Source organism: Pseudonocardia sp. C8, from assembly GCF_014267175.1.
GTDB lineage: Bacteria > Actinomycetota > Actinomycetes > Mycobacteriales > Pseudonocardiaceae > Pseudonocardia.
In genome coordinates this window covers 5,484,563-5,500,538 of the sequence record NZ_JACMTR010000002.1, presented here as the reverse complement: position 1 = coordinate 5,500,538, position 15,976 = coordinate 5,484,563, and the positions used below count along the sequence as shown (strand labels likewise).

Annotated in this window: 14 protein-coding genes; 4 read left to right on the top strand and 10 right to left on the bottom strand. The window is 72.9% G+C overall.

Translation table 11 applies throughout. The features are described 5' to 3' along the window. Nucleotides 1–186 precede the first annotated feature (186 nt). Together H7X46_RS26140 and H7X46_RS26135 are read left to right on the top strand one after the other, a co-directional pair. Nucleotides 187–1,554 carry a PLP-dependent aminotransferase family protein gene (locus H7X46_RS26140; RefSeq protein ID WP_222131443.1) on the top strand — a complete coding sequence of 456 codons (1,368 nt, stop codon included), beginning with the start codon at nt 187–189 and terminating at the stop codon, nt 1,552–1,554. A gap of 81 nt (nt 1,555–1,635) precedes the next feature. Next, a complete protein-coding gene (locus tag H7X46_RS26135) occupies nt 1,636–2,589 on the top strand; it encodes a D-alanine--D-alanine ligase (RefSeq protein ID WP_186361873.1) in 954 nt (317 codons plus the stop codon). Between the two features lie 22 nt (nt 2,590–2,611). Here H7X46_RS26135 and H7X46_RS26130 read toward each other — a convergent pair whose 3' ends face one another. The 9 genes from H7X46_RS26130 to rpmH all read right to left on the bottom strand — a co-directional run bounded on the left by H7X46_RS26130 (nt 2,612) and on the right by rpmH (nt 10,408). After that, complete coding sequence (locus tag H7X46_RS26130; RefSeq protein ID WP_186361872.1) at nt 2,612–3,535, bottom strand: phosphotransferase family protein; 924 nt, start codon at nt 3,533–3,535, stop codon at nt 2,612–2,614. 1,546 nt (nt 3,536–5,081) lie between these two features. Further along, nucleotides 5,082–6,062 (bottom strand): ParB/RepB/Spo0J family partition protein, encoded by a 981-nt coding sequence (locus H7X46_RS26125; protein ID WP_186361871.1) that lies wholly within the window; start codon nt 6,060–6,062, stop codon nt 5,082–5,084. Nucleotide 6,063: 1 nt separating this feature from the next. Further along, on the bottom strand, nt 6,064–7,017 hold the full coding sequence (locus tag H7X46_RS26120) for a ParA family protein (protein WP_255426225.1): 954 nt from the start codon (nt 7,015–7,017) through the stop codon (nt 6,064–6,066). Continuing rightward, nucleotides 7,017–7,694, bottom strand: a complete 678-nt coding sequence (gene rsmG / locus H7X46_RS26115; RefSeq protein ID WP_186361869.1) for a 16S rRNA (guanine(527)-N(7))-methyltransferase RsmG — start codon at nt 7,692–7,694, stop codon at nt 7,017–7,019. Before rsmG ends, H7X46_RS26120 begins: the two co-directional genes overlap by 1 nt. Beyond that, nucleotides 7,691–8,221 carry a protein jag gene (locus H7X46_RS26110; protein ID WP_370588976.1) on the bottom strand — a complete coding sequence of 177 codons (531 nt, stop codon included), beginning with the start codon at nt 8,219–8,221 and terminating at the stop codon, nt 7,691–7,693. Before H7X46_RS26110 ends, rsmG begins: the two co-directional genes overlap by 4 nt. Before the next feature lie 105 nt (nt 8,222–8,326). Beyond that, on the bottom strand, nt 8,327–9,445 hold the full coding sequence (yidC, locus tag H7X46_RS26105; protein ID WP_186361867.1) for a membrane protein insertase YidC: 1,119 nt from the start codon (nt 9,443–9,445) through the stop codon (nt 8,327–8,329). A gap of 45 nt (nt 9,446–9,490) precedes the next feature. Then, nucleotides 9,491–9,859 carry a membrane protein insertion efficiency factor YidD gene (gene yidD, locus H7X46_RS26100; protein WP_186361866.1) on the bottom strand — a complete coding sequence of 123 codons (369 nt, stop codon included), beginning with the start codon at nt 9,857–9,859 and terminating at the stop codon, nt 9,491–9,493. Then, nucleotides 9,856–10,242, bottom strand: coding sequence for a ribonuclease P protein component (gene rnpA, locus H7X46_RS26095; protein WP_186361865.1), 387 nt, complete (start codon nt 10,240–10,242; stop codon nt 9,856–9,858). The genes yidD and rnpA overlap by 4 nt, the downstream gene beginning before the upstream one ends. A gap of 28 nt (nt 10,243–10,270) precedes the next feature. Next, nucleotides 10,271–10,408, bottom strand: coding sequence for a 50S ribosomal protein L34 (gene rpmH / locus H7X46_RS26090; RefSeq protein WP_186361864.1), 138 nt, complete (start codon nt 10,406–10,408; stop codon nt 10,271–10,273). 521 nt (nt 10,409–10,929) lie between these two features. On the opposite strand from rpmH, the gene dnaA reads away from it, so the two are divergent. Further along, complete coding sequence (gene dnaA, locus H7X46_RS26085) at nt 10,930–12,630, top strand: chromosomal replication initiator protein DnaA (RefSeq protein ID WP_186361863.1); 1,701 nt, start codon at nt 10,930–10,932, stop codon at nt 12,628–12,630. An 800-nt stretch (nt 12,631–13,430) separates the two neighbouring features. Here dnaA and H7X46_RS26080 read toward each other — a convergent pair. Beyond that, the gene (locus H7X46_RS26080) at nt 13,431–13,580 is read right to left on the bottom strand and encodes a hypothetical protein (RefSeq protein ID WP_186361862.1); all 150 of its coding nucleotides are present in this window, start codon (nt 13,578–13,580) and stop codon (nt 13,431–13,433) included. Between the two features lie 1,159 nt (nt 13,581–14,739). Here H7X46_RS26080 and dnaN point away from each other — a divergent pair. Continuing rightward, on the top strand, nt 14,740–15,894 hold the full coding sequence (gene dnaN, locus H7X46_RS26075; protein WP_186361861.1) for a DNA polymerase III subunit beta: 1,155 nt from the start codon (nt 14,740–14,742) through the stop codon (nt 15,892–15,894). Nucleotides 15,895–15,976 lie beyond the last annotated feature (82 nt).

Sequence of the window (15,976 nt, the reverse complement as noted above, 5' to 3'; positions counted from 1 at the left end):
GACGCGCACGTGCGCGGAACGGCACCCCATGATCTCGCCCCGCCTGGGTCCGAGCGTAGGCGCGTTCCCGCAATTGCGTCACCCCGGAACGGCTCACCGGTACGTTCGTCACGACGAAGGGCAGGGCGATCACCCGGCGCGGTTACACTCGCAGCACCATTGATCTCGTCGAAGGGGAGCACGCCGATGGCCTCGCCCGACCGCCCGCAGCAGCCCGACGCCCGCCGCACCGCGGCCGGGGCGGCGGCCGCAGCGGCAGGGGAGGGCATCGATCCGGCCCTGCTGCCCCCGACCGAGCGGTTCGCCACCCGCACGGCCGGGATGACGGCGTCGGAGATCCGGGCGCTGTTCGCGGTCGCCAGCCGGCCCGAGGTCGTCTCGCTGGCGGGTGGGATGCCGAACCTGGCGGCGCTGCCGTTGCAGTCGCTGGCCTCCGAGGTCGCCGAGCTGGTCGGTGTCGACGGCATGACCGCGCTGCAGTACGGCTCGGCCCAGGGTGTCCCGCAGCTGCGCGAGCAGATCTGCGAGGTCATGCGGGAGGAGGGGATCGAGGGCGACCCGAACGACGTCGTCGTGACCGTCGGCTCGCAGATGGCGCTCGACCTGCTGACCCGGATCTTCGTCGACCCGGGTGACGTCGTGCTGGCCGAGGGCCCGTCGTACGTCGGCGCGCTCGGCAGCTTCGCCGCCTACCAGGCGCGCGTCGTGCATGTCGCCATGGACTCCCGCGGACTGGTGCCGGAGCGGCTGCACGAGGCGCTGGACTCGCTGGCCCGCAAGGGAATCACCCCGAAGTTCCTCTACACGATCCCGAACTTCCACAACCCGGCCGGCGTGACGCTGGCCCACGAACGGCGCCCGCGGATCCTCGACCTGTGCCGCCGCTACGGCGTCATGGTGATCGAGGACAACCCGTACGGGATGCTCGGGTTCACCGGGGAGGTGCATCCGGCGCTGCGGTCGTACGACGCCGACGTCATCTACCTCGGGTCGTTCTCGAAGACGTTCGCCTCGGGGCTGCGGGTCGGCTGGGCGCTCGTGCCGCCGCTGGTGCGGGACCGGCTCGTGCTCGCCGCGGAGTCGGCGACGCTGTGCCCGCCGTCGTTCACGCAGATGCTGGTGTCGCGGTACCTGTCGCACCACGACTGGCGCAGCCAGATCAAGACGTTCAGCGAGAACTACCGGGAGCGCCGGGACGCGATGCTCGCCGCGCTGGAGACCTACCTGCCCGAGGGGTGCAGCTGGACCGTGCCGGACGGCGGGTTCTTCGTCTGGCTCACGGTGCCGGAGGGCGTCGACACCAAGGCGATGCTGCCGCGCGCGGTAACCGCGCGGGTGGCGTACGCGTCCGGGACCGGGTTCTACGCCGACGGGTTCGGCAGCCGGCAGCTGCGGCTCTCGTTCTGCTACCCGACCCCGGAGCGGATCACCGAGGGCGTGCGGCGGCTCGCGGCGGTGCTGGAGGCCGAGCTCGACGTCGTCCGGACCTTCGGCACGTCGGCGCGCACCGAGCTGGCGCGGGGACCGCAGACGCCGTCGCCGGACACCACCTGATCGACGCATGTTTCACGTGGAACGCCCCGGGCCGGACGGTCCGGGGCGTTCCCGTCTCCGGGCATGCCGCAGAATGCCCGGGTGAGCGATCGAACGGTGGCCGTGCTGGCCGGAGGCCTGTCCCACGAACGCGAGGTGTCGCTGCGATCCGGGCGACGCCTGGCGGGCGCGCTGCGTGCGAACGGTGTCGACGTCCGGGAGTGGGACGTCGACAGCGCCCTGCTGGATCGGCTGCACACCGACCGGCCGGACGTCGTCGCGGTCGCGCTGCACGGCGGCGAGGGCGAGAACGGGGCCGTGCAGCAGGTCCTCGAGCTGCTGGGGATCCCGTTCATCGGGACCCCCTCCGGTGCGTGCCGTCGGGCCTGGGACAAGCCGAGCGTGAAGGCCGAGCTGGTACGGGCCGGGCTCACGACGCCGGACTGGGTGGCGTTGCCGCACTCGACGTTCCGCGAGCTGGGCGCGCAGGGGGTGCTGCGCGCCATCGTCGACCGGCTCGGCCTCCCGCTGGTGCTGAAGCCCGACCAGGGCGGGTCGGCGCTCGGCGTGCAGGTCGTCCGCAGCGCCGAGGACCTGCCGGCCGCGATGGTCAGCAGCTTCGCCTACGCCGAGACCGTCCTCGTCGAGCGCTTCGTCGAGGGCACCGAGGTCGCGGTCTCGATCGTGCACGACGGCGGGAGCGACAGCGAGCCGCGCGCCCTGCCGCCGGTCGAGGTCGAGGTGCCGTCCGGCTTCTACGACTACACCTGCCGCTACACCCCGGGCGCCGCGGCGTTCCACTGCCCGGCCCGGCTACCGGACGACGTGCTGGCGGTCCTGGCGGACACGGCGCTCGCCGCGCACCAGCTGCTCGGCATGCGGGACGTCTCCCGGATGGACGCCATCGTCGACCCGGCCGGTGCGGTGCACGTCCTGGAGATGAACGTGTCACCGGGACTGACCGACACGTCGCTGCTGCCGACGGCGGTCGCCGCCGACGGCACGGATCTCGCTACCGTCTACCAGGCCCTCGTGAAGCGCGCGGCCGCCCGGTAGGGGCGCGGTTTCACGTGGAACATCATTCGTCGAGGACGCCGCCGCACGGCGGGGAGTCCCGCCATTGCTCCAGGAGCGGCCGCATGCCCTCACCGAGCGACGGCTGCTGCGGCACCATCGCGAACCACGCGACGAGCTGCACCAGCCGGGCCGCCTCGCAGAGCGCGAGCACCTCCGGCTCGACCGCGTGTCCGGCGGCGTCCTCGTAGGCGGAGACGACCTCCGGACCGACGAAGGTCAGGTCCCACTCCACCGGTCCGTGCGAGACGTGCTCGAAGTCCGAGTCGACGGGACCGGTGGGCGTCGTGAGGACGTTGTGCGCCGGCGCGTCCCCGTGCAGCGGTTGCAGGTGTGCCCGGGGGAACCGGGACACGAAACCCGCCCGGTCCCCGAGCACCGGGGCGAGCGCATCCCACTCCCGCACGGCACGCTCGCGGTCGTCAGGGGAGACGTAGGCCGGGTCGGCGCGGAGCGCGTCGAGCATCGCCGGGATCGTGTCGTCCATCGGCTGCATCCAGTTCAGCTCGAGCGGGCAGGACCGGAGTGCGGTATGGATCGCGGCGATGCCGGCACCGGCCGCAGCCGGCGACGGCTCCGGGGGCGGGAGCGTGTGCACGCGGGTCCAGAAGGTCATCGAGAACCCGCCCTCGGCCACGGGCTGGTCCGAGAAGATCGGCGCCACGACCGGGTGTCCCGACGTGGCGAGCCAGCGGCACACGGCCACCTCCCGGCGCTGCTGGGCCCGCTGCCGCTCCGGGTCGTGACCGGGCGGGAGAACCGTCGGCACCCGGACCACAACCGGTTCCGGGTCGAGCGCGACGACGACCGAGAACAGGTCGTGCAGGACCTCCGGGGTCCCGGGGGAGTACCCGAGCCTGCGCGCCGCACCGACCGCCGCGTCGACGGCGGACTGCGTGCGGGCGGCGCGGTCCGCATCGGTCAGCATCGGACGATGCTCCCGCGATCGGCGCGCGTGTTCCACGTGAAACACGAAACTCGGTCGGGGGCGAGCGCCGGCGCGGGAACCATCGGCACCGCCGGCGCGACACTCACCGCGGAACCGTCGCCGGCGCCGGCCGTCGACGCAGCCGCAGCCCGGCGAGCCTCGTTTCACGTGAAACCCGCGCGGTGCCACCCCGGACGGGCGGCGGGACCCGCCGGACCGTCCGATGGTCACCGACCGGACCAGAGGACCGGCGGGGCCGGGGATCGCGGGGGAACTGCCGGGGTCACGACTTCGCTGTCCCGATCAGCGAGGTCGCAGGACGGACCTACCGCCCACCGCGGCGGGCGGCACGGAACGATGACACCGGCCGCGCGTCCGTGGCACCGAGCGTCCGGGGGCGTGCCCAAACCGGGTTCACGCTGCACGCGGGCAGCTGCGGGTGGTGGCCTCGGCCTCGGCACGGCCGTCGGCGCACCCGGTGCCGTTTCACGTGAAACCGGCGCGTTCGCCTCGGAAGCGCTGCCGGGTTCCATGTGAAGCAGCCCCCACCCGATGACGCGGGAGGACACGATCTCTCGGTCCCGCACGGGACGCCGTTCGCCCGTTCGCGACAGCTCTGGGTGCTCGGGGCGGCCGCCGGCGGCGGAGGCCACCTCGGGCCATCGAGCGCATACTGCGCCGGCCGAGCTCCGGGCGGATCTCGCCTCGGCACGCGGGCGCCCCTCACTCCGTCCGCGGCGCACCGGACGCCGCGAGAGAGCGGCGACCGCGGACCACGAGGACACCGGCAACGTGAGCTAGACCGGCCGACCGCACGGGCGAGATCCGAACCGCGCTCGACTCAGCTAGTGACCGCTGCGGGCACTGCCGGGGTGGCACTCGCGTTCGTCCTCGGCGGTGCCGTGGGCTGGGAGCCCCGAAGGCCTCGTCGCCGAGGGCAGGGCTCGGCGGCAGCAGGCTCGGGACGGACCACACGCCGGGTCGGCGAGGCACGAGCCGGGTCCTGAACGCCGCCGTGAGCCCGCCGTCGTCATCGAGACGGCGGGCAGCGCCGGCTCGATGTCCCGACGGATTGCCGGCCGAGCTCCGGGACCGGCCCCGCTGGACACCGTCTCGCGCCGGGCATGCGCGAACCAGCCCCGCGCTGATCACGGATCGGGAGGCGATCCGGCCAACGATGGCCGCATCTGCTCCCGATCCGTGATCAGCACAGTCAGGCGGCCGCGGCCGCGCACCGGGACCACCGAGCCCGGCGCGACCGGTTGGCCATCGCCGACCTGATGCACCGAAACATGTTCCACGTGAAACCGGTCCACCGCGGACTGACACGATCAAGTAGCGGAGGAGCGGGCCTCATCGGCCCGGAGACCTCGCCTGAACGGGCCTCCGGCCACACGCACCACCGATGGAGGTTCACCCCGTCAGCGGCGCTCTCAGAGCGCCCTCAGATCGCCTCTGCCGTTCCGCCCGGCGCACCGGACCCGGGGCCCGGGTACGGCAACGGCCGCCGTCTCCGGAGTGACGGCGGCCGCAGGGGAGGGGAGGGTCAGCGTTGCCCGTCGAGCCCCATCATCCCGGTGATCCGCTCCAGGTCCTCGACCGAACCGAACTCGACGACGATCCGGCCCTTCCGCTGCCCCATCTCCACCTTCACCCGGGTGTCGAAGGTGTCGGACAGCCGGTCGGCCATCTCCGTGAACTCCGGGCGCTGCTCGGCCCGGCGGCGGGCACGCCGCTCCCGGGCCGGCCCCTCCTGCCGGGCGAGCACGACGGCCTCCTCGGTCGCCCGCACCGACATGCCCTCCGCGACGATCCGGGTGGCGAGCTCCTCCTGCTGCCCGGCGTCCTCCAGCCCGAGCAACGCGCGCGCGTGCCCGGCGGACAGGACACCCGCAGCGACCCGGCGCTGCACGGTCACCGGCAGCTTCAGCAACCGGATCATGTTCGTGACGACCGGGCGGCTCCGGCCCAGCCGGTCGGCGAGCTCCGAGTGCGTCACGCCGAACTCGTCGAGCAGCTGCTCGTAGGCGGCCGCCTCCTCGAGCGGGTTGAGCTGGACGCGGTGGATGTTCTCGAGCAGCGCGTCCCGGAGCATCACGTCGTCCGTGGTGTGCCGGACGATCGCGGGCAGGGTCTCGAGCCCGGCCCGCTGGGCGGCTCGCCACCGGCGCTCACCCATGATGAGCTCGTAGTCGCGGCCGGCCCGCCGGACGACGATCGGCTGCAGCAAGCCGAACTCGCGGATCGAGTGCTCGAGCTCGGCGAGCTGCTCCTCGTCGAACTGGGTCCGCGGCTGTTTCGGGTTGGGGACGATCCGCTTCAGCGGGATCTCGCGGTACTCCGCACCGCCGTCGACAACCGGGGTCTCGAACTCGGGATCCGCGCGCCGGACCGACGCCACCGGCCGGTGCTGCGGGGCACCGTTGCCGCTCTCGGCGGCCGGCGGCGCCTCCGGCTCGGGCTCGGGCGGCGCGGTCGGGATCAACGCAGCGAGGCCACGGCCGAGGCCACCCTTGCGCTCCGCCATGTCAGCGCCCACCCGCGCGATACGCCCCGGTCGCGCCGTGCTCGGCGATCTCCCGGGCGGCGTCGATGTAGCTCATCGCCCCACGTGACCCGGGGTCGTAGGCGAGCACCGTCTGGCTGTAGCCGGGTGCCTCGGAAACCTTCACGCTGCGGGGGATGACGGTACGCAGCACCGTCGGTCCGAAGTGCTGGCGGACCTCGGACGTGACCTGGTCGGCCAGCTTGGTGCGACCGTCGTACATGGTCAGCAGGATCGTCGACACGTGCAGCGACGTGTTCAGGTGCGACCGGACCAGGTCGATGTTGGACAGTAGCTGGCCGAGGCCCTCCAGCGCGTAGTACTCGCACTGGATCGGGATCAGCACCTCGGAGGCTGCCACCAGCGCGTTCACCGTCAGCAGCCCGAGGGAGGGCGGGCAGTCGATGAGGACGTAGTCGAGGTCGAGGTTCGCGAGCGTCTCGTCGTTCAGCGCCTGGGACAGCCGCGACTCGCGGGCCACCATGCTCACCAGCTCGATCTCGGCGCCGGCCAGGTCGATCGTGGCCGGGACGCAGAGGAGGTTCGGCGAGGCGGTGCTCGCGACGGCCGCCTCCTCGAGCGGGATCTCACCGAGCATCACCTCGTACACCGACGGTGTCCCGGTCCGGTGCTCGACGCCCAGCGCGGTGCTGGCGTTGCCCTGCGGGTCGAGGTCGATGACGAGCACCCGGATGCCGTGCATCGCGAGTGCCGCGGCCAGGTTGACGGTGCTGGTGGTCTTGCCGACGCCGCCCTTCTGGTTGGCGACGGTCAGGACACGTCGTTCGGCGGGTCGTGGCATGCCGTGACGATCAGGGTGCAGCACGCGGGCGGCCCTCTCGGCCTCGTCCGCGATGGGGGTCCATCCGAGACTCACGCGCGACCCTCTCTCCGTCGATGTTTCACGTGGAACAGCCGAGGACGGTGTCCTGCTCATCATCGCCGTTCCTTCCTCCCTCGACGGCGGGGCACGCCGATGCGCGGGATCTCGACCACCGTGGTCAGGGGTTCGACGACTCCGGCACCCACCTCGTGGATCCGGGCCTCACCGCCACCGAGCGTCCGGACCGCCGCGGCGTCACGCGCGATCTCGTCCGGCGCGGAGGCACCCTTGAGCACCAGCATCGCACCTCCGGGCCGCAGCAGGGGCAGGCAGAGCCCCGCGAGCCGGGCGAGCGGCCCGACGGCCCGGGCGGTGACCACGTCCGCGCCCTCCCATCGTCGCAGAACGGCGGGCTCCTCGGCGCGCCCCCGCTCGACGGTGACGTCGAGGGCGAGGTCGTCGAGCACCTCGTCCAGCCAGTCCACCCGCCGGGCCAGCGGCTCGATCAGCACGATCCGCAGGTCCGGGCGGGCCAGGGCCAACGGTATCCCGGGCAGGCCCGCGCCCGAGCCGACATCGACGACCTTCGCGTCGGGCGGTACCACCTCGGCGAGCACCGCGCAGTTGAGGACGTGCCGGTCCCACAGACGGTCCCGCTCGCGCGGCCCGATGAGGCCGCGCTCGATCCCGGAGGTCGCGAGGTGCTCGACGTAGCGGGCGGCCGGCTCGGTCCGCTCGCCGAAGACCTTCCGCGCGACCTCCGGGGTCGGGAGCTGGTCGGGGCCGCTCACTTCTTGTGCACGACGACCTGGCGGCGCGGCTCCTCGCCCTCGCTCTCGCTCACCACGCCCTTCACCGTCGCGACGGCGTCGTGGACGACCTTGCGCTCGAACGGCGTCATCGGACGGAGCCGGACCGCCTCGCCGGAGGCCTTGACCTCCTTGGCCGTCTCCAACCCGAGCTCGGTGAGCTCGTCCCGGCGACGCCGCCGCCAGCCCCCGATGTCCAGCATCAGCCGGCTGCGGGAGCCGAGCTGCTGCTGGACGGCGAGCCGGGCCAGCTCCTGCAGGCTCTCCAGGACGGCGCCCTTCTCACCGACCAGCTTCTGCAGGTCCGCGTCGTTCTCACTGCCCTCGATGCTGACGACGGCACGGCCGCCCTCGACGTCGAGATCGATGTCGCCGTCGTAGTCCAGGATGTCGAGCAGGCGCTCCAGGTAGTCGCCTGCGACATCGCCCTCCTGGATCAGCAGGTCCTCACCGGACGGCTTGTCCTGCACGTCTGCACCCTCTGCAGGGCCCTTCGCAGTGGCGGGCACGGGCATCTCCTCTCCCTTGCGGAACGCGGGTTCGCGGCACCCGGGCGGCGCGGCGGTCGGGGTCCGCCGGCGGCCTCGTGGCGCCCGAGTCTGACTCGGCGTGGCTCAGCGGCGCTTGCCGCGCTTGGACTTGGTTCCCGAACGGCGCTGCACCGGCTTCGCCCCCGGCTTCTTGGCACCGTTCTTGGATCCGTTCCGGGCCGGACCCGCCGCGGGGGTCGCGCCGTTCGCGCTGCTCGGGCCGCTCGCACCTGGCGTGCCCGCGGAGGCGCCGTCGGAGCCGGTCGCGGTCCCGTCGCCGTCCTGCGGCTCGTCGGTCTTCCCTGCGTCGCTCTTCGCCGGCGGGGTGTCGTTCTTGCGGACCGGCTTCTGGCCGGGCCGCGGCGCGAGCGCGCGGGCCGACTCGGCGGCCTTCTCCTGCTTCTCCGCGTCCTCGGCGTCGATCTTCTTGTAGACGTGGTGCTGCTGCCACAGCGTCCACAGGTTGTTGGAGACCCAGTAGACGAGGACGGCCAGCGGCAGGAACGGGGCACCGACGACGACGCCGATCGGGAACACGTAGAGCATCAGCTTCTGCATGATCTCGGTCTGCGGGTTGGACGCGACGGTGCCGGCCGCGACCTGCGCCTGCTGGCGGGCCACCGAGTGGCGGGCGGTGATGTGCGTGAAGATGCCGGCCATGATCATCAGCGGGATCATGACGAGCCACTGCGAGACGTAGTTGCCGCCGAGTGCCTCGACCGACGCGGTGTTCTGCAGCGGCCAGATCGCGGAGCCGAGCTTCGAGCCGAACAGGCTCGAGTCGACGAACGACGCGTTCTCCTGCGCGTTGAAGAAGTAGTTCTCGGTCTTGCCCGGCTTGAACTCCCGCAGCACGTGGAACAGGCCGATGAAGACCGGGATCTGCACCAGGATCGGCAGGCAGCCCATCAGCGGGTTGGCGCCGTTCTGCTGCTGGAGCTTCTGCATCTCCGTGGCGAGCTTCTGCCGGTCGTTGGCGTACTTCTTCCGGAGCTTCTGCATCTCCGGCGCCATCTCCTGCATCTTGCGCATGGAGCGGACCTGGCTGACGAACGGCTTGTAGAGGATCAGCCGGAGGGTGAAGACCAGGAAGACGACCGACAGGGCCCAGGCGAAGCCGCTCGCCTCGCCCAGCACGAAGCCGAACACCTTGTGCCAGACCCACATGATGAAGCTGACGGGGTAGTAGATGAAGTCCAGCACGGGTGTGTTGCTCCTCGGGGTCGTCAGGTCGGTCCGCGCGCCGTTCTAGAGGCCTTCGGTTCGGGGCGGGTCGGTGGGTGCCGCGTCCGGGTCCACGCCGGCGGGCGCGGACCCGCGGCGTCTCCGGCCGCCCCGTGGTGGCACCGGGTCCCACCCGCCAGGGTGCCACGGTGCGCAGCGCAGGAGTCGCCACACGGTCAGACCCGCGCCGCGGACCAGCCCGTGGACGGTGAACGCCTCGACGGCGTACGCGCTGCAGCTCGGATGGAAGCGGCAGCTGGGCAGCAGGTTGGGAGAGATCCAGACCTGGTACCAGCGGACGGCCGCGACCGCGGCCCGGGCACCGAGCGTCCGGGGTGGCGTCGGGTCGTCCACCGGGTCCTCCTCCACGACGTCCGCGTCGGGCGCGCTCATCGCGCGCCGTCCGTGGCCGGCTTCGGCCGGCGCGGCCGGCGGGCCGCCCGCAGTGCCGAGTCGAGATCCGCGCCGAGCTCGACCGAGGTGGCGTCCGCCGCCGCCGGCAGCGCCCGGACGACGAGCTCCGCCCCGGCCGGGAGCGTGTCCAGCCGGTCGGCCACCAGGTGCCGCAGGCGGCGGGTCACCCGGTGCCGGACGACCGCGTTGCCCACGGCCTTGCTCACGACGAAACCCGCCCGCGGCGAGGCGTGCTCGGGCACGCCGCCGGGGCGGGTCAGGTCGAGATGCACCACCAGCCTCGGCCGGCCGGCGCGCCGGCCACGCCGGATCGTCGAGGCGAACTCGGGCCGGCGGGTGAGCCGGGCGCGTGCCGGCAGCACGGCGCGGGCCGGTGGGGGCGCCGGCCGGTCAGGCCGAGAGGTTGGTGCGCCCCTTGCGGCGGCGCGCGGCGAGAATCGCGCGGCCGGCACGGGTGCGCATGCGCAGCCGGAAGCCGTGCGTCTTGGCCCGGCGGCGGTTGTTCGGCTGGAAAGTACGCTTGCTCACGGTCGGCTCTCCTGGTCGGCGGCTCGCAGGCACCCTGCGACGCCGAGATCTCTGCGGTCACTGGCACGGGGTTCGTGGGTCACCGGTCGTCGCACCGGCCCCGCGTGCGAGCACGAGGCCGTGGCGGCCGGGCGCGACACGCCCTTCCGACCAGTGTCCGGTCGTCAAGGGTACGCAGCGCGTTTCGAGAGGGTCAAACCGCCCCCGCCCTCGTCGATCCGCCCCTCCGTGCGGCACCTCCCCGGCGCCCGGCCGGCCCGGCCGGTGCTGCTAGCGTCGCCGGGCCGCCCGTCACCGGCGGGCGGGTGACCGTCCGCACCACGACCGACGCCACACACGATCCCGCCCGGCCGCCCCACCGCGCGCCGGGCGGACGCGGCTGCGTACCTTTACGCACAAGTGTGGACAACTCTGGGGATGCTTCGACCCCCGGTAGTAGCGGACGCGTCCGGACGGAGAGCGCGGCGTGCTCCGCGGGAGAACTGCCGCGGACCGCGGTCGAGCGGGAGGGGGAACGGCGGATGACCGACCAGCCGGGCGATCTCGGCGCGGTCTGGAACCGGGTCATCGCCGACCTGTCGGGATCGTCGGCGGAATCCGGGACACCGTCGCTGTCCCCGCAGCAGCGGGCGTTCCTCCGTCTCACCCGGCCGCTCGGCCTCCTGGACGGCACCGCGCTGCTCGCCGCACCGAGCGAGTTCGCCAAGGACGCCATCGAGCGCATCCTGCGGCGGCCGATCAGCGACGCGCTGGGCCGGCACCTCGGCGTCGCCGTCAACCTGGCCGTGGTCGTCGACGCCTCCGCCGCCTCGGGCGGCACCGAGGTGCCCGACCCGCCCGGGTTCGGCCTGCCGCGGGTCGCGACCGCCGGGGACAGCGCCCGGGACACCGGCAGCGGCCGCACCGTCGAGGTCGGCGGGTCCACCGCGCTCGACGGCGGCGTGGACCCGGCCGCGAGCCCCGCGGACGTCGAGGCGGACACCGCCCCCGACGACGAGACCCCCGACGTAGCCCCGGATCCCGGCCCGGAGCGCAGCTACCCGGCCGAGCCGGCGCCGGCGTCGACCGGGGGGTGGGCGCCCACCCCGTCCGCGACGCCGGAACCCGCGTCCCGGGACAACGGCGGCGGCACCTCGTGGCCCGCCTACACCGCCCCGCAGGCCGGTGACCCGGTCGCGCCGCGGTCGCAGACCCGGCTCAACGAGCGCTACACGTTCGACACCTTCGTCATCGGCGCGTCGAACCGGTTCAGCCACGCGGCCGCGGTCGCGGTCTCCGAGGCGCCGGCGCGGGCGTACAACCCGCTGTTCATCTGGGGCGAGTCCGGGCTGGGGAAGACCCACCTGCTGCACGCCGTCGGGCACTACGCCCAGCGGCTGTTCCCCGGGATGCGGGTGCGCTACGTCAGCACCGAGGAGTTCACGAACGACTTCATCAACTCCCTGCGCGACGACCGCAAGGTCGCGTTCCAGCGGCGCTACCGGGACGTCGACGTCCTGCTCGTCGACGACATCCAGTTCCTGGAGGGCAAGGAGGGGACCCAGGAGGAGTTCTTCCACACCTTCAACACCCTCCACAACGCGAACAAGCAGATCGTCGTCTCCTCGGACCGGCCGCCGAAGCGCCTGGAGACCCTCGAGGACCGGATGCGCACCCGGTTCGAGTGGGGCCTGATCACCGACATCCAGCCGCCCGAGCTGGAGACCCGGATCGCCATCCTGCGGAAGAAGGCCGCGCAGGACCGGCTCGCCGTCCCCGGCGAGGTGCTGGAGTTCATCGCGGAGCGGATCGAGCGCAACATCCGCGAGCTCGAGGGCGCGCTGATCCGGGTCACCGCGTTCGCGTCGCTGAACCGGCAGGCCGTCGACACCCAGCTCGCCGAGATCGTGCTGCGCGACCTGATCCCGGACTCGGCGGCCTCCGAGATCACCGCTCCGACGATCATGGCGGTCACCGCCGAGTTCTTCGGCGTGACGCTCGACGACCTCTCCGGGCCCGGGAAGACCAAGGCGCTCGCCCAGGCCCGGCAGATCGCGATGTACCTGTGCCGCGAGCTCACCGACCTGTCGCTGCCGCGGATCGGGCAGACCTTCGGCGGGCGGGACCACACGACCGTCATGCACGCCGACAAGAAGATCCGCAACGAGATCTCGCTCCGGCGGAAGACCTTCGAGCAGGTGCAGGAGCTGACCGCGCGGATCAAGCTGCGCGCCCGGCACTGATCCACACCGTGCGCCGGGTGATCCACAGCCCGGCGCCTGCGCCCCGCGATCGGCACGATCGCGCCGAGGGCCGGGCGACAACGTGCGTATCGGCGTCGCGCCGGCATCGAGCAGCACCCTTCCGCCCCGGCACGGCGACAACGCGCGCATCGAGCCCGCACCAAGTGTCGAGCAGCACCCTTCCGCCGCTGGAAGGGCGAGAACGTGCGTGCCGAGCCCCGCGCCGGCGTCGAGCAGCACGCTCCCGCCCCAGGCAGGGCGACAACGCGCGCATCGAGCCCGCACCAAGTGTCGAGCAGCACCCTCCCGCCCCAGGCACGGCGACAACGTGCTTATCGATCCCTGCGGCAGGATCGATCTGCACTCTTCCGTCGCTGGAAGGGCGAGAAGGTGCGTGCCGAGCCCCGCGCCGGGATCGATCAGCGCGCTCCTGTCCCGGGCAGGGCGCGAACGCGCAACTCGAACGCCGCGCCGAGATCGACCAACACGCTGTCGCCCCGAGGAGGGCGACAACGCGCAACTCGAGCCCCGCACCCAGATCGATCAACACCCTGCCGCCCACTCCAGGACGACAACGGGCACCTCACCCGCCACGCCCGGATCGATCAGCGCGTTGTCGCCCCGGCCGGGGCGACAACGCACACGTCGAGCGTCGGTCGCGGGTCGATCAGCACGTTCCTGCCTCGGGCGGGGCGACAACGTGCACCTCGCCGCACGCCCCCAACTCGATCAGCACACTCCGGCCCCCGGCACGGCGACAACGTGCGTCTCGGCGGATGCGCTCGAGTCGATCAGCACGTTCATGCCGTTGGCGGGGCGAGAAGGTGCAGCTCGAACACCGCACCCGGGGCGCTCCGCACGTCGTCGCCCAGATCAAGGGCGACCACGGGCAACTCGAACACCGCGCCGGACTCGACCAGCACCGTCCCGCCCTCTCCGGGTGACGACATGCCGCGCTCGGCGGCCTGACGCAGCAGCGTGCGACCGGAAGCTGTCGTTCACCGGCTCGCCCGGATCGATCAGCACGCCCCGGGCGGGGCACGGACGTGCCGGTCACGGAGTTGTCCACGCCCGCGACCGGTTCTCCACAGCCCGCCGCCCCGGTCCGGGGCGCACCCGGCCCGGGCAGCCCCCGTCACGTCCCGCACCGGTACCGATTCCGCCGCACCCACACGGACAACGCCGCTCAGATCCCTTCTGCGGCGCGATCGAGGCCGACCGGGGATGGTCGGGACCCCCGCGACCCCGCTCTCCGGCCGGGCTGCTCCGCCTCACCGGCGGGACGGCGGATCCCGATCGGGTTCGGCGTGGCGCGCTCCGCGTGTCGCTCCCGGACGTCCCGCTCGTCGTCCGGTAACGGGCGTTCGGCGCAGCGCGACCCGGACGATCGATCATCCGCGGCCGGATTGCCGTCACCCTCCGTCGACGACCACGAGACGCGTGAGACGCATGTGGGTTGTTCGTGGGACGCGCCGACGCAGTCCGCGGCGCGATCCCGCTCACCCTGGGTCTCCGATCCACCACGTTTCCACCCACATCTGGGGACAACTCTGTGGATGGACGGCGCCGGGCCCGTGGACGGACGGCCCGCGATCCGTGGACAACTCTGTGGTGAACCCGGGATGAATCGGGGACGGACGGCCGTCGACGCCACCCGTCCACCGCCGGCCCGAGCTGTCAACCGACGCCCCCACGGTCACGTCCCCAGTCGACGCGGCCTGCTGACCAGCACCGATGGCGTCCATCCACACTGTGCACAGCACCTGTCTCTACGACTGGTCTTCTCTTTCTCTTACTTCTTCCCCAAGACAAGGTGTGTGGAGGGGACACGAGGGGGCCCACGATCCGGGCACGCGGCGTCGCCGGACGGGAGCCGATCACCGCCCGGGGTGGGCGTGGAAACTGTCGGGGCGAGGCTCTACCGTGAGCGGTCCCGGCGAACCCGGGATTCCGATCTCGTTCCGGCCGATCCGCCGCCGCCCGCTCCGGGCGTCCGGCCCGGCCGTCACCGGGGAGGGATCCGGGGGCCGCCGCACACCACACGCAACACCGCATCGCCGTCCCGCCACGGCCCCGGCCGGGGCCGGGCGCTACCGGGGAAGGTCCTTGATGAAGTTCCGGGTCGAACGCGACGTCCTCGCGGACGCGGCCGCCTGGGTGGCGCGCAGCCTTCCGGCGCGCCCACCCGTGCCCGTGCTCGGCGGGGTGCTCATCCAGTCCGACGCCGATGCCGGCGAGAAGCTGACCGTCTCCGGTTTCGACTACGAGACCTCGGCGCGGGTCGAGCTCGACGCGACCGTCGGCGAGCCGGGCCGGACCCTCGTGTCGGGCCGGCTGCTCGCCGACATCACCCGGGCCCTCCCGTCCAAGCCGGTCGACCTGGTCGTCGACGGTGCCCGGGCCACGATCAACTGCGGCAACAGCCGGTTCAGCCTCCCGACGATGCCGGTCGAGGACTACCCGCAGCTGCCGGAGATGCCGCAGAAGGCGGGCACCGTCGCGGCCGACGCGCTGGCCGCCGCCGTCGCCCAGGTGGCCGTGGCGTCCGGCCGGGACGACACGCTGCCGATGCTGACCGGTATCCGGCTCGAGATCGAGGGCTCCCAGCTGACCCTCGCCGCGACCGACCGGTTCCGGCTGGCCGTCCGCGAGCTCGAGTGGTCCCCGGAGGACGCCTCGATCTCGACCGCGGTGCTCATCCCGGCGAAGACCCTCGCCGAGGTCGCCAAGACCCTCGCCGGCTCCGGCACGGTGGAGATCGCGCTGTCGGCCGGTGACGGCATGCTCGGCCTGACCGGCGGCGGCCGCCGCTCGACGAGCCGGCTGCTCGACGCGGAGTTCCCGCGGTTCCGGCAGCTCATCCCGGCCGAGCACACGACGGCGGTCGAGCTCGACGTCGCGATGCTCGTCGAGGCGATCAAGCGCGTGTCGCTCGTGGCCGACCGGGTCGCCCAGATCCGGATGGAGTTCGGCGAGGACGGGCTGCGCCTGGCCGCCGGTGGCGACGACGTCGGGTCCGCGGAGGAGGAGCTGCCCTGCGCGCTGGACGGCAACCCGCTGACCATCGCGTTCAACCCGGGCTACCTGCTCGACGCGCTCGGCGCGCTGCACACCGACCGCGCGCAGCTGACGTTCACCACGCCGAACCGGCCCGCGCTGGTCCGGCCGGTGCCGAAGCCCGCCACCGACGACGCGGCCGAGGCACCCACCCCGGAGAAGGCCGGCTACCTGCACCTGCTGATGCCCGTGCGCCTGCCCGGCTGACCGCGCCCGTCCGGCGGGTCGCGGGCCGGGCCACGGCCCGGAGCGGACCCCGCCGGGCGCACCCGGTGCCGGAGGGGAAGAC

What these genes read in the sequence shown, in the direction of transcription:
- dnaN (WP_186361861.1), top strand. Translation starts at nt 14,740, where the DNA reads ATGAAGTTCCGGGTCGAACGCGACGTCCTCGCGGACGCGGCCGCCTGG.
- H7X46_RS26140 (WP_222131443.1), top strand. Translation starts at nt 187, where the DNA reads ATGGCCTCGCCCGACCGCCCGCAGCAGCCCGACGCCCGCCGCACCGCG.
- yidD (WP_186361866.1), bottom strand. Translation starts at nt 9,859, where the DNA reads ATGAGCGCGCCCGACGCGGACGTCGTGGAGGAGGACCCGGTGGACGAC.
- H7X46_RS26080 (WP_186361862.1), bottom strand. Translation starts at nt 13,580, where the DNA reads ATGTCGTCACCCGGAGAGGGCGGGACGGTGCTGGTCGAGTCCGGCGCG.
- dnaA (WP_186361863.1), top strand. Translation starts at nt 10,930, where the DNA reads ATGACCGACCAGCCGGGCGATCTCGGCGCGGTCTGGAACCGGGTCATC.
- H7X46_RS26125 (WP_186361871.1), bottom strand. Translation starts at nt 6,062, where the DNA reads ATGGCGGAGCGCAAGGGTGGCCTCGGCCGTGGCCTCGCTGCGTTGATC.
- H7X46_RS26120 (WP_255426225.1), bottom strand. Translation starts at nt 7,017, where the DNA reads ATGAGCAGGACACCGTCCTCGGCTGTTCCACGTGAAACATCGACGGAG.
- H7X46_RS26130 (WP_186361872.1), bottom strand. Translation starts at nt 3,535, where the DNA reads ATGCTGACCGATGCGGACCGCGCCGCCCGCACGCAGTCCGCCGTCGAC.